1 protein-coding gene is annotated in these 260 nt (G+C 66.5%); it reads left to right on the plus strand.

Features of this window, described 5'->3' with window-relative positions; genetic code table 11:
- A partial coding sequence (locus FLQ44_RS20030) for a prolyl oligopeptidase family serine peptidase (protein WP_147695774.1) occupies window positions 1-260 on the plus strand: 260 nt, incomplete at both ends.

Consider the following 260-nt stretch of genomic DNA (forward strand, 5'->3'; position numbering starts at 1 on the left):
TGCATTTCGACAGCGAGCTGCAGTTCCTCGCCAGTCTCGGCTATGCCGTGCTGCAGGTGAACTTCCGCGGATCGGAGGGCTACGGGCGCGCGTTCCGCGAGGCCGGCAAGCGCAACTTCGGCCGGCTCATCGAAGACGACATCGACCTCGCCTTGCAGGCTGTGCTGAAGACCGAGCCGGTCGACGGCGAACGCATGTGCATGCTGGGCTCAAGCTATGGCGGCTTCTCGGCCCTGGTCGCCAGCGTGCGCTGGCCGGAG

Origin of the sequence: Vogesella mureinivorans (assembly GCF_007644035.1) — a bacterium.
In the GTDB taxonomy this organism is placed as follows: Bacteria; Pseudomonadota; Gammaproteobacteria; order Burkholderiales; family Chromobacteriaceae; genus Vogesella; species Vogesella mureinivorans.